Consider the following 11,835-nt stretch of genomic DNA (forward strand, 5'->3'; position numbering starts at 1 on the left):
GAGGTCAAATGTTATCAGAATTCGATGTAGGACGTGTGTCGCCAGCCATCCGCCACATCTTACGCAAGGTATCGCGAGAAAGGCCGGTAATTTCGTGGATCTTGCGATCGGAGACGTCGCTCTCGTGCAGCTTTCGCGCGGCTTCCCGTTTAACTGAAAAAGTTGCTTGCTTCAGTTCATTTTCTAGGGCTTCTAGTAGAGTGTCATTGATGGAACGGCGTTGGACTGTTGCCTGACGCCGAATTCGGCGCACAGTCCGCACGATGTCGCTGAATGACTGGCCATCCCATACACGGGCAAGAACAGGTGTCCAGGACTCCACCTTTCCGGAATCATCTCCGAAAGCCCTGCAAATGGCGTTAATTCTCAGATCTTCTCCTGGCATCTCGAAGTGCAGGATGTCGTCGAAGCGCCGCCACGACGCGGGGTCTAACATCTCGCCGTGATTCGTCGCCGCAACCATCAGGCTGGTATCCGGCCAGTCATCGATCTCCTGAAGCAGGACCGTTACCAGTCGCTTAAGTTCGCCAACCTCGCCTTCATCGTCGCGCTTTTTGGCAATCGCATCGAACTCGTCGAGAAGCAATATCGAATCAATGCTCTTGGCGTAATCGAGGACACTACGCAGATTAGCGCCAGTCTTGCCCAGATAACTGCTCATCACTGTAGAAAGGTCGAGAATCAGAAGAGGGCGGTCCAGGCGCTCGGCTAGCCAGCGAGCGCACAAGGTCTTGCCGACGCCAGGCGGTCCAACAAACAGCAGTGTCCGTGTTGCCGACAATCCTTGGCTTGCAAGTTCCCCGAGATGTCGCCGTTCTTCGATCACATATTCAAGGCGGTTTCGCAGGACTGTTGACAATATGGGAGTCTCAGTCAGTGCTACTGGATACTCGTGCCGAAGGAGGCTCAGTCTCGAATCGGCGTCGATTGGGAGCAGGCCCGCGCCAGCATCACGCATCGGATTTGATCGAGACGGCGACGCTGCCAGTAATGTGCCAAGTGAGCTTGCCAGTTGCACGTCCTCGGGGCCAAGCCGGCGGATCACACGCCTCAGATAGGCCTGTACATCCTGGGGACGCCCGGCGAGCCCCAGCCGCGCAAGCTGGACTAGAACGTCCTGATATTCACTCATATCGTCCATCGATGACATCGGAAAGCCGGAATGGCGACGGTCTGTTGATCCTATGACATGGACTGCTTTATGGAATCAAGAGAGCATTTAGTCCACCCAGGATTTCCTGGCTCACGCGCTCGCTCTAATCCGGCATTAGGTTTAGGTTATTGAAACCCGGATCGCCAATCTGCGGCTTTTCGAGATTGATGCCATCTACGCAGCCGACATCTGGGACAAACCGAACGGCTCGGCCTCGTGCTGCTCCGAGGGCGACCGCAAATCCCCGCCAGGATAATCCGCAGGGGCTCTTTCATAACGGGGCTTCTGATGTGAACGCTATCGCATGGTGCTGAGTAAATTTTCCACAACTCGGTCCGTTGGTAATACCACTTGCACACCGCTGCCGTTTGCCAGCGTGCCGATTCTGCGCTAAATCATTGCAACGCAAAATAAGGTTTCGGTCACATGTCGATCCAAACCTCCGCCGGTTGCAAAGCAATGGAGGAGTTCCCGTGACAACATTCACCGGTCATGACACGCTCAAGACCCGCCGCACCCTCGACGTGGGTGGCAAGTCGTACGATTACTTCAGCCTGAAAGCGGCCGAGCAGGCCGGCCTGGGCGATGTCTCCACGCTCCCGTTCTCCTTGAAGGTCCTGCTCGAGAACCTGCTGCGCTTCGAAGACGGGCGCACGGTCTCGGTCGACGACGTCAAGGCCGTTGCCCGGTGGTTGAAGGATCGCCGGAGCGACACCGAGATCGCCTACCGTCCGGCCCGCGTCCTGATGCAGGACTTCACCGGCGTTCCCGCCGTGGCGGACCTCGCCGCCATGCGCGAGGCGGTGAAGACGCTCGGCGGCGAAGTGTCGCGGATCAACCCGCTCTGCGCGGTCGACCTCGTCATCGACCACTCGGTCACGGTGGACGAGTTCGGCGGTCCCGGCAGCTTCAAGAAGAACGTCGAGCTGGAGTTCGAGCGCAACCAGGAGCGCTACGCCTTCCTGCGCTGGGGCCAGACCGCGTTCAACAATTTCCGCGTCGTGCCGCCCGGCACCGGCATCTGCCACCAGGTCAACGTCGAGTACCTGGCTCAGACCGTCTGGACCGACACCGACCAGGCCACCGGCAACACCGTCGCGTACCCCGACACCCTCGTGGGCACCGACAGCCACACCACCATGGTGAACGGCCTGGCGGTGCTGGGCTGGGGCGTCGGCGGCATCGAGGCGGAGGCGGCCATGCTCGGCCAGCCGATCTCCATGCTGATCCCCGAGGTCGTCGGCTTCAAGCTGACCGGCAAGCTGAAGGAAGGCACCACCGCGACCGACCTGGTGCTGACCGTCACCCAGATGCTGCGCAGGAAGGGCGTCGTCGGCAAGTTCGTCGAGTTCTTCGGCCCCGGCCTCGCCGACCTGCCGCTCGCCGACCGCGCGACGATCGCCAACATGGCCCCGGAATACGGCGCCACCTGCGGCATCTTCCCGATCGATGCCGAGACCATCAAGTTCCTGACCTTCACCGGCCGCGACGCCGATCGCGTGGCGCTGGTCGAGGCCTACGCCAAGGCCCAGGGCATGTGGGCCGAGCCGGGCTCGCCGGAGCCGGTCTTCACCGACGTGCTGGAACTGGACCTCGCCTCGGTCGAGCCGTCGCTCGCCGGTCCGAAGCGCCCGCAGGACAAGGTGCTGCTGTCTTCGATGGCGCAGACCTTCACCAGCGACCTGGCCACCGCCTTCAAGGTCCCGGCCGCCGACATCGACAAGGCGACGCCGGTCAAGGGCGCCGACTACAGCCTCCGCCAAGGCGACGTCGTGATCGCCGCCATCACGTCCTGCACCAACACGTCGAACCCCAGCGTGCTGGTCGCCGCCGGCCTCGTCGCCAAGAAGGCGGTCGAGAAGGGCCTGACCTCCAAGCCATGGGTCAAGACCTCGCTGGCCCCGGGCAGCCAGGTGGTCACCGACTATCTCGCCGCCGCCGGCCTGGACACCTATCTGGACAAGCTGGGCTTCAACCTGGTCGGCTACGGCTGCACCACCTGCATCGGCAACTCCGGCCCGCTGCCGGAGGCGATCTCCGCCGCGGTGGAGGAGGGTGACCTCGTGGTCGCCGCCGTCCTGTCGGGCAACCGCAACTTCGAAGGCCGCGTCAACCCGCACACCCGCGCCAACTACCTCGCGTCGCCGCCGCTCTGCGTCGCCTACGCGCTGGCCGGCAACGTCAAGGTCGATCTGGTCAACGATCCGATCGGCACGGGCAGCGACGGCCAGCCGGTGTACCTGAAGGACATCTGGCCGACCAACCAGGAGATCGCCGACACGATCCAGGCGTCCCTGACCCCGGCGATGTTCCGCGACCGCTACAGCGACGTGTTCGCCGGCCCGGAGGAGTGGCGCAGCATCGCCACCGCGACCGGCCAGACCTACAACTGGGCCGAGGGCTCGACCTACGTCAAGCTGCCGCCGCTGTTCGAGGACATGAAGCCCGAGCCGCAGCCGGTCTCCGACGTCCATGACGCCCGCCTGCTGGCGCTCCTGGGCGACTCGATCACCACCGACCACATCTCCCCGGCCGGCTCGATCAAGAAGGACAGCCCCGCCGGCGAATACCTGCTGGGCTACCAGGTGCGTCCGACCGACTTCAACAGCTACGGCGCCCGCCGCGGCAACCATGAAGTCATGATGCGCGGCACCTTCGCCAACATCCGCATCAAGAACGAGATGGTCCCCGGCACCGAGGGCGGCGTCACCAGGTACGTCCCGTCGGGCGAGGTGATGCCGATCTACACCGCCGCCATGCGCTACGCCGACGAGGGCACGCCCCTGGTCGTGGTGGCCGGCAAGGAGTACGGCACCGGCTCGTCCCGCGACTGGGCGGCCAAGGGCACCCGCCTGCTGGGCGTCAAGGCCGTGCTCGCCGAGAGCTTCGAGCGCATCCACCGCTCCAACCTGATCGGCATGGGCATCCTGGCGCTCCAGTTCAAGGACGGCATGTCGCGCCAGAGCCTGAAGCTGGACGGCACGGAGATCTTCGACATCACCGGCGTCGAGGCGGGCCTGACCCCGCGCAAGGACATCGACGTCAAGATCACCCGCGCCGACGGCACGTCCGAGACGATCCAGGTCACCCTGCGCATCGACACCCTGGACGAGGTCGAATACTACAAGAACGGCGGCATCCTTCAGTACGTGCTGCGCAGCATGATGAAGCAGGCGGCGTAAGCCTCCGGCTTCGACCGAAGTATCGACCTGGAAAGGCCCCGCGGCGTCGAGCCGCGGGGTTTTTTGCATGGTTTAAGTCCGATATCGAGCAATTTGACAATGACCATTGATGACTCCGCACCGACAGCTTGGAGGGTGCGCGTCCCGCGCACCACGGGCGGCGGGACGCCGCCCCTCCGCATAAGGCTCTGCCGCTTCGCTCCGGCCGATCGAACTTAGGAAGCCGCAGGTCGCGGCCAAGTTGCCGCATTGACTCTCCCCTGCGTGGGGCTCATGCCGGGATGCCCATGACAGCGCGCCAACAAGGCAAGGAGCAACGGTCATGCCCGTCCTCGACGGTATGCCGGCGGAGGAAAAGCGTCGCCGGTTCGCCGAAATGATCTCCCGCATGACCGCGGAGCGCTTCCCCGACGCGGCCGATCTCCCCTTCGCCATCGCCGCCGTCGGCGCCTTGTCCGGCAGTCGCTTCTTCGGCGTCCGTTACAAGGCCGAAGCGGCCGGTTCCCGCGCCTGGGTCGCCCGGCCGCATGGTCCCGAGCGCACCGAGGTCTGGGACCCGGCGGCCCCTGCCTTCACCTGGAACTACTCGGACTCGCTGCCCGGCGGAGTCGAGGCCTTCACCCCGGACGAAGCGGGCATGGCGCGGCTGCACGGCCTGTTCAACGCCAGGGGCAACGACCTGACCGCCCTGGGCCGCCGCATCCACGCCCTGCTGACCGGCACCGAGCCGGACGACGACTGACCCCGACCGGCCGAAGGGTGGGCTCAAGCCCCGAGCGTGGTCCTCAGCGCCCGGCCGATCTCCGCGATGGCCGCGTTGCGGTCGTCGAAAGACGCCTTCGTCTCCGTCATGTAGATGCTCACGATCACCGGCTTCCGGCCGGGAGGCCAGATCACGGCGACGTCGTTCATCGTTCCATGGTCGCCTCCGCCCGTCTTGTCGCCGATCCGCCAATCCTTCGGCAGGCCCGCGCGCAGCTTCGCGTCCCCTGTCTTGTTCGACACCAGCCACGCCGTCAGCCGGTCGCGAGACGGTCGGGACAGGGTGTCCCCCAGGACGAGCGACTCCAGGTTGGCGACCATGGCGGCCGGCGACGTGGTGTCGCGGGGATCGCCGGGCGTCGCCTCGTTCAGGTCGGTTTCCCACCGGTCCAGGCGGGTCACGGTGTCTCCGAGCGACCGCGCGAATTCGGTCACCCCGGCAGGCCCGCCGAGACTGTCCAGGATGATGTTGCCGGCCGTGTTGTCGCTCCGGGTCATGGCCGCCTCGCAGATTTCCGCGAGCGTCATTCCGTCGCCGCCGACCCTGTCCTGGGTCACGGGGGAGTATGTCACGACATCGCCGGCCTCGAACCGGATGCGCCGCTCCAGATCCTCCCGCCCCGCGTCCACCTTCGCAAGCACGGCCCCGCAGGCGATCGCCTTGAACGTGCTGCACAGGGGAAAGCGCTCTTCCGCGCGATGGGCCCAGCGGCGCCCCGATTCGGTATCCAGGATGTCGGCCCCAAACCGGGCGCCCAGCCTCCGTTCGACTTCGGTCAGCTTTCCGGCCAAGTCTTCCCCGCTCCCCGGCGCCGCAAAGGCGATGCCCGGACGCACGACCGCGCCTCCAGCCAACAGGGAACCGACCATCGCCGAAAAACCACGCCGCGTCAGCGTCAGCCGCATTTCGCACTCCAAGCAACTTTGATAATGTCCGCCGGCGTTTCTGCATCCTTGAATTGCCGACGCGCGGGAAGATAGACGACCGCGCCGCATACGGCAAACATCCGTGAGGATCCTGCGACCGGCGTATCGCCGCCGCCGGCATCGCGCTATCCTCGCGCACGAAAGATACCTGTTCCGAGATTCACCGGGATGCCCATGCCCCTACTGCCCCAGCAGATCGCTCCCGTGGACGAACGGCAGGCAGCACTGACCGAAGCGCATCTGTCCGGCCGCATCGGCGCCCTGATGGACTATTTCCTGGCATTGCGGGCGGAGACCGACGCGGTTCTGGCGCCCAGGCTCGCGGCGGCGGCCGGAAAGCCTTACCCGTACGGAAGGTGCACGGAAATCAACAGCGACCTGTTCTCCCGGCTGGCCGGGCGCGTCAAGGAACCGGCCACGGACGTGGACCGGATCCTTCGTGACTTCGTGGCGCAGGGGGAATCGTCCGAACGGTCTGGGGCGTCCTGCGCGGTCAGTATTTCCAGAACGCCATCCAGTTCGGCGGACTGTACGTGGACGTCTCCAACGACACCGTCGTGGTGACGAAACCGAAGGTGGAGATCCTGCCGATCGCGGAGTCCGGACTGGTCCCGGTGCGCGACATCGAGCATTTCCGGGCCACGGCCCAGTCCTACTGGGGAGCAGCGATCTACGCCAACCATCTGGTGCCGTCCCTCGCCCCGCTGCTGCCGATGATCTCGGCCAGCCCGGGCCGTCTGAAGCCGGGGATGCAGTCGGCCTGCGACTACATGATCGCCCTGATGTGCCGAGACGGGTTCCGGCAGGCGGAGGACTGGCTGCGCGACGGCCCGTCCCCGTCTCCGGAGATCGCGGCGGCGGTTCTGGCGTCCGTCCCCCCGACCTGCGCGCCCGGGCCGCCGACGGCAGGACCGAAGCGCTCGACGCCTGCCGCTGGGCCCGCGCCTCCGGCTGTGACCGGGACGAAGGCTGGCGCGACGTGCGGGTGAAGGAATACCTGCGGATCGCGCGCATTTAGGGCTGTGCCCGATCAGGTCGATCCGCCCGGGGCGGCCGAACCGATGCGTTGGGCCACGGGCTCAACCTACGATCGACGACCTGCATCACCTCCGCCCTGCATCGAACCGTAGCAACTGTTTTTGTGAGCCGCATCGTTGGGTGTGGATATACAACTTCAAGCAGCATGCATGGTCACGGGAAGACGCCGCCGTCAGCGGTTTGCCGCGGCGGTTGTCGGACGTGCTCTTGGCCGCCCCCACCTCGGTCCAGCGGGCGGCGGGCGGAGCGGCCATCAAGGACGCTGCGCGCCGCTCCGCGGTGGCCTTCGGCCCTCCTTGACCGCCGCTCCGCCCGCCGCCCGCTGGACCCTCAGGTCGGGACGGAGGGATGGTGCCGCCGGTCGAACAAAGGGATGGGGCTCAGGATGCCGTGGCGGAGGCGGCTTCGGCCGGCGGCCCGTCGGCGGCGTACTCCGCCACCCAGGGCCGGCCCGTCCGGAGCAGGGCGTTGAGGATCACCAGCGCCTTGCGCATGCAGGCGACCAGCGCCACCTTGCCCGGCTTGCCGCGTCCCTTCAGGCTGTCATAGAAGGCCTTGAGCGTGGCGTTGTGGCGCAGGCCGACCCGGCCGACGTGGAACAACGCCCGGCGCACCTTGGCCCGGCCGCCGAAGATCGTGCGCACCCCGCGCAGGGTGCCGCTGTCGCGGGCGAACGGCGCCAGGCCGGCCAGGCTGGCCGCCTGCCGGCCGGTCAGGCTGCCCAACTCGGGCATGTGGACCACCAGCATGGCCGCGCTCAGCGGCCCGACCCCGGGGAAGCTGCGCAGCAGGGCGGCCCGCTGCCGCAGCCCCGGGTCGTCGTTCAGCTTCGCCTCGATCATCCAGGCCAGGGTGTCGGCCTCGGTGCGCAGCGCTTCCAGCGCCGTCTCGGCGCGCCGGCGCATGAAGTCGCCGCGCAGGTGCTTGAGCTGATGGCCGCGCGCGACGATCTCGGCCAGGATCTGGTCGCGGTAGTCGAGCATCTCGATCAACTCGGCGCGCAACGGCTCCGGGACCGGCGTCGGGCGGGGACGGGTGGCCTCGCCGAAGGCCTGGAGCATCCGGGCGTCGACCCGGTCGGTCTTCGCCAGCTGGCCGGTCGAGCGGGCGAAGTCACGCGCCCACTTGGGATTGACGACGGCGACCGGCACATCGGCCCGGGCCAGGGCGTGGTGCAGTTCGCGCTCGCAGCCGCCCGACGCTTCCATCATGACCAGCACCTCGTCGCCGCCCGCGCGCAGCGCGCCCAGCACCGTCGCGAGGGCGGTGTGGCCCTCGGCCGTGTTGGGAAGGCGCCACGCGCCGCGGCCCGGCACGCCGCAGGTGTCAAGATAGGCTTTGGAGGCATCGATCCCGATGCAGTAGGATTGGCAAGACATGGTGAACTCGTCCTTGTCTGCGGCGTCCGGCCAAAAGCACGGCGCCTGGCAACTGTGCGAGAAACGCCGAGGGCTCGGGGCAGGCACTCTGCTACGTGCGGTGCCTAACCTTGGTTGGGCTCAGTGTCCTGACCCCGTGAACCGGGTGCTCCTGACGGGGCACCCGGTTCCCCCCGACAAAACCTCTATACAACGTCACCAAAAGACAAGGTTGGGCCCATGGCCCAACAATGCGCAACGCGGCGAGCGGAACGACAGGCTGCATGGACCGGAGCGGTTCAACCTGATCGGGTCCCGCTCTAACGTCGGGCTCTCTCCTGGCACAAATGCCCGGACCTCATTGAAACAAATTGGCTTCCGCACCGCGGGCACCATGATCGGCGTTGGGTCTGACCCCGATATCCCTCGTCCGCACCAACGGCCCATATTCATCGCGCGTCTTACCATCTTCCATGGCCGCTAGGTCGATTGTCCGAGCGCAACCCCGCAACAGCCTTGAAACCATCCTAATAATAGGATAAATATCCTTTAAATCACCTTTCCCTCAAAGGCGTGCCGCCATGATCGAACCCGCCGCTTCCTCTCCCGCCGTCCGGCTCGCAGACCGCCAGGAGCTCTTCTGCCAGGCCGTGGCCGCCGGTACCGCGGCGGCGGAGGCGGCCCGGCGGGCGGGTTATTCGCCGAAGGGGGCGAAGCAGCGCGGTCACTTCCTGATGAACCAGCCGGAAATCCGCGTCCGCATCGACCGGATCCGCGCCGGGCGCCGCGCGATGCATCAAGCCGAACTCGACCGCGCCGCCGCCCTGGTCGAAACCATCATCGCCGACTCCATGGAGAAGGGGCGGTCGGCGCTGGCGCTGCGCGCGATCCAGTTCCGCCTGAAGCTGCTCGGCGTGATCCAGGACCGGCACATCGCCCATCACTTCCACGATCACCGTCCCTCCCCGGATGCCGACGCGGAGATCCTGGCTCCCGATCCCGCGGAGTGGATGGACGGCCTCGATCTCTCCCCGGAAGTCGCCTCCACCCCCGCGCCTCGGGACGCCGCAGTAAGCGATGCCCCAGTGACCGATACCCCGGTGACCGACGCCGCGGTGACCGACGCCGCGGTGACCGCCGCCGTAGTGACCGATGATGACCTTTCGACGCCATCGGACAATGACCCGGACTGCCTGCCCGCCGGCTTCGTCGAGGCGCTCAAGGCCGAGCTTCCGCCCGATATCCTGGCCGGCTTCCTGGACGGACTTTCGGCCGACCAGCTTCCGCCCGACCTGCTGGACGACCTTCCGGAAGAGATCGCCGGCCTGTCCTGGTCCGACTTGGCCGCGCACCTCAAGGAGTCCTTCGGCATGCCTGCCACCCCCGCCAGCGACCCGCACGGCCATTGGTAAAACGCGCCGGCCCCTCTATAACAGCGCCCATGCCCGATACCCGTTCCTCCGCCATGACGCTGCTGGTGACCGCGATCACGGCGCTCGGCCCGCTCACCATGTCCATGTACGCACCGTCCATGCCGACCATCGCCCAGGCGCTGGACACCACGGCGGGCATGGTCCAGGTGACCCTCAGCATCTATCTCACCGGATTCGCGGTCGGGCAGTTGGTCTACGGGCCGCTGTCGGACCGGTTCGGCCGGCGGCGCGTGCTTCTGCTCGGGCTGGTCGTGTTCATCGCCGGGTCGGTCGGCTGCGGACTCGCCGACGACATCGAGACGCTGATCGCGGCCCGGCTGGTCCAGGCGCTGGGCGCCGCCGCGGGTCCCGCGCTGGGCCGGGCCATGGTCCGCGACATCTATACCCGGGAGCAGGCGGCGCGGGTGCTGTCCTTCATCGGCATGGCGCTGGCCGTGGCGCCCGCGATCGGGCCGGTGCTCGGCGGATATCTCCAGGTCTGGTTCGACTGGCACGCGATCTTCGCCGTGCTCGGCGCCTTCGGGCTGGTGCTGCTGGTCGTCGTCGCGTTCCGCATGCCGGAGACGAACCCCGTGCCGGACTACCAGGCCCTTCGCCCGTCCCGCATGGCCTCCAACTACGCCGACCTGATGCGCCACGGCGGCTATGTCGGCTACATGGCGGTCGGCGCCGTGACGCTGGGCGGGCTGTTCACCTTCTATGCCGTGGCGCCCTTCATCTTCATCGACCTGATCGGGCTGTCGCCGGAACAGTACGGCTGGACCACCAGCATCACCGTCGTGGGCTACCTGATCGGCGGCGTCGCCGCCAACCGGCTGGTCGGGCGCCTGGGCATCGACCGCATGATCATGATCAGCACGGCCATGGTGGTCGGCGGGGCCGGGCTGATGCTGGCCTTCAGCCTCGTCCACATCATTACCATCGCCAGCGTGATCGGCCCCATGGCGCTGTGGACGATGGGAATGGGAATCGCGCTGCCCAATTCCATGGCCGGCGCCATGAGCCCGTTCCCCCGGATCGCGGGGGCCGCGTCCGCCCTGATGGGGTTCATGCAGATGGCGGTCGGGACGGTCGGCAGCATCGCGGTCGCCCGCCTCAGCGACGGGACCGCCCTGGCCCCGGCGCTGGCGCTGCTGGCGTTCGCCCTGGTCGGCTACGGGCTCTACTGGCGGCTGGTCTGGTGCCGCCGCGGTTCCTCCGGGACCCGACCGGGAGCGGCGCCATGACCACCCGGGCGCGCCCGCTGGTGGTCACCGGCCTGCCGGCCGCGGCGCTGGAACTGCGGGAGAGCGTGCGGGCGACCCGGCTGACGCTTCGGGTCGATCCCGGCAGGGACGTCATCCAGGTCGTCGTCCCGGTCGGCGTCAGCGAGGCGGAGGCCGCGCGCTTCGTCGGGCGGCACGCCGAATGGGTGCGCGGCCGTCTCGCCGCAATGCCGCCGCGCCGGCCCTTCGCCGAGGGCTCCACCGTCCCGGTGCTCGGCATCGACCACGTGATCCGCCATGCCGCCGGCTACCGGGGCGCCACGCACAGGACCTCCGGGGAGATCCGGGTCGGCGGCGAGCCCGAGTTCGTCGCCCGCCGGGTGCGCGACTTCCTGATGCAGGAAGCCCGGACCGAGCTGGCGCGCCGTTCCCGTGCCAAGGCCGCGACCATCGGCAAGCGGGTCGCCGCGGTGACCGTGCGCGATACCCGCAGCCGCTGGGGAAGCTGCGCCTCCTCCGGCCGGCTGTCCTTCTCCTGGCGGCTGATCCTGACGCCCGAAGCCGTGTTCGACTATGTCGTGGCCCACGAGGTCGCCCATCTCCGGGAGATGAACCACGGCAGCCGCTTCTGGGCGCTGGTCGCCACCCTGACGCCGGAGGTCGAGGCCCCGCGCGCCTGGCTCAAGGCCAACGGTGCCTCGCTCCTGCGCTTCGGCTGACCCGAATCCCCCGACTTCTGGTTTCTGGTTTCTGACTTCTGACTTCTGACCCCTGCCC

The 11,835-nt window shown here is 67.1% G+C and carries 10 protein-coding genes; 7 read left to right on the forward strand and 3 right to left on the reverse strand.

Going from position 1 to position 11,835, the window contains the following annotated elements; translation table 11 throughout:
- Window positions 1-4: 4 nt before the first annotated feature.
- Window positions 5-1,141 (reverse strand): AAA family ATPase, encoded by a 1,137-nt coding sequence (locus DPR14_RS02495; protein WP_158043758.1) that lies wholly within the window; start codon window positions 1,139-1,141, stop codon window positions 5-7.
- A 485-nt stretch (window positions 1,142-1,626) separates the two neighbouring features.
- Here DPR14_RS02495 and acnA point away from each other — a divergent pair, with 485 nt between their 5' ends.
- Window positions 1,627-4,335 (forward strand): aconitate hydratase AcnA, encoded by a 2,709-nt coding sequence (gene acnA / locus DPR14_RS02500; protein WP_158043759.1) that lies wholly within the window; start codon window positions 1,627-1,629, stop codon window positions 4,333-4,335.
- A 322-nt stretch (window positions 4,336-4,657) separates the two neighbouring features.
- Window positions 4,658-5,077, forward strand: a complete 420-nt coding sequence (locus DPR14_RS02505) for a hypothetical protein (protein ID WP_158043760.1) — start codon at window positions 4,658-4,660, stop codon at window positions 5,075-5,077.
- A 23-nt stretch (window positions 5,078-5,100) separates the two neighbouring features.
- On the opposite strand, the gene bla is transcribed toward DPR14_RS02505, so the two are convergent.
- Window positions 5,101-5,967 carry a class A beta-lactamase gene (gene bla, locus DPR14_RS02510; RefSeq protein WP_425501035.1) on the reverse strand — a complete coding sequence of 289 codons (867 nt, stop codon included), beginning with the start codon at window positions 5,965-5,967 and terminating at the stop codon, window positions 5,101-5,103.
- Window positions 5,968-6,192: 225 nt separating this feature from the next.
- Between bla and DPR14_RS27965 the strand changes: the two genes are divergently transcribed.
- Complete coding sequence (locus DPR14_RS27965) at window positions 6,193-6,588, forward strand: hypothetical protein (protein ID WP_246148742.1); 396 nt, start codon at window positions 6,193-6,195, stop codon at window positions 6,586-6,588.
- On the forward strand, window positions 6,558-7,013 hold the full coding sequence (locus DPR14_RS27970) for a hypothetical protein (RefSeq protein WP_246148744.1): 456 nt from the start codon (window positions 6,558-6,560) through the stop codon (window positions 7,011-7,013). Before DPR14_RS27965 ends, DPR14_RS27970 begins: the two co-directional genes overlap by 31 nt.
- Window positions 7,014-7,442: 429 nt before the next feature.
- Here the strand turns inward: DPR14_RS27970 and DPR14_RS02520 are convergent, their stop codons facing one another.
- Window positions 7,443-8,441 carry an IS110 family RNA-guided transposase gene (locus DPR14_RS02520; protein ID WP_158043700.1) on the reverse strand — a complete coding sequence of 333 codons (999 nt, stop codon included), beginning with the start codon at window positions 8,439-8,441 and terminating at the stop codon, window positions 7,443-7,445.
- A 560-nt stretch (window positions 8,442-9,001) separates the two neighbouring features.
- Between DPR14_RS02520 and DPR14_RS02525 the strand changes: the two genes are divergently transcribed.
- The 3 genes from DPR14_RS02525 to DPR14_RS02535 are packed head-to-tail and all read left to right on the forward strand — an operon-like array spanning window position 9,002 to window position 11,777.
- The gene (locus DPR14_RS02525) at window positions 9,002-9,832 is read left to right on the forward strand and encodes a terminase small subunit (RefSeq protein WP_158043762.1); all 831 of its coding nucleotides are present in this window, start codon (window positions 9,002-9,004) and stop codon (window positions 9,830-9,832) included.
- Window positions 9,833-9,861: 29 nt separating this feature from the next.
- Entirely contained in the window at window positions 9,862-11,079 is a 1,218-nt protein-coding gene (locus DPR14_RS02530; RefSeq protein ID WP_158043763.1) for a multidrug effflux MFS transporter, read from the forward strand.
- The gene (locus tag DPR14_RS02535; RefSeq protein ID WP_158043764.1) at window positions 11,076-11,777 is read left to right on the forward strand and encodes a M48 family metallopeptidase; all 702 of its coding nucleotides are present in this window, start codon (window positions 11,076-11,078) and stop codon (window positions 11,775-11,777) included. The genes DPR14_RS02530 and DPR14_RS02535 overlap by 4 nt, the downstream gene beginning before the upstream one ends.
- The last annotated feature ends 58 nt before the right edge of the window (window positions 11,778-11,835 follow it).

Source organism: Skermanella pratensis (assembly GCF_008843145.1).
Classification (GTDB): domain Bacteria; phylum Pseudomonadota; class Alphaproteobacteria; order Azospirillales; family Azospirillaceae; genus Skermanella; species Skermanella pratensis.

Excerpts from the sequence above, each read along its gene's own strand:
- DPR14_RS02535 (WP_158043764.1), top strand. The coding sequence starts at position 11,076 with ATGACCACCCGGGCGCGCCCGCTGGTGGTCACCGGCCTGCCGGCCGCG.
- bla (WP_425501035.1), bottom strand. The coding sequence starts at position 5,967 with ATGGTCGGTTCCCTGTTGGCTGGAGGCGCGGTCGTGCGTCCGGGCATC.
- DPR14_RS02530 (WP_158043763.1), top strand. The coding sequence starts at position 9,862 with ATGCCCGATACCCGTTCCTCCGCCATGACGCTGCTGGTGACCGCGATC.
- DPR14_RS02520 (WP_158043700.1), bottom strand. The coding sequence starts at position 8,441 with ATGTCTTGCCAATCCTACTGCATCGGGATCGATGCCTCCAAAGCCTAT.
- DPR14_RS02495 (WP_158043758.1), bottom strand. The coding sequence starts at position 1,141 with ATGGACGATATGAGTGAATATCAGGACGTTCTAGTCCAGCTTGCGCGG.
- DPR14_RS02505 (WP_158043760.1), top strand. The coding sequence starts at position 4,658 with ATGCCCGTCCTCGACGGTATGCCGGCGGAGGAAAAGCGTCGCCGGTTC.
- DPR14_RS27965 (WP_246148742.1), top strand. The coding sequence starts at position 6,193 with ATGCCCATGCCCCTACTGCCCCAGCAGATCGCTCCCGTGGACGAACGG.
- DPR14_RS02525 (WP_158043762.1), top strand. The coding sequence starts at position 9,002 with ATGATCGAACCCGCCGCTTCCTCTCCCGCCGTCCGGCTCGCAGACCGC.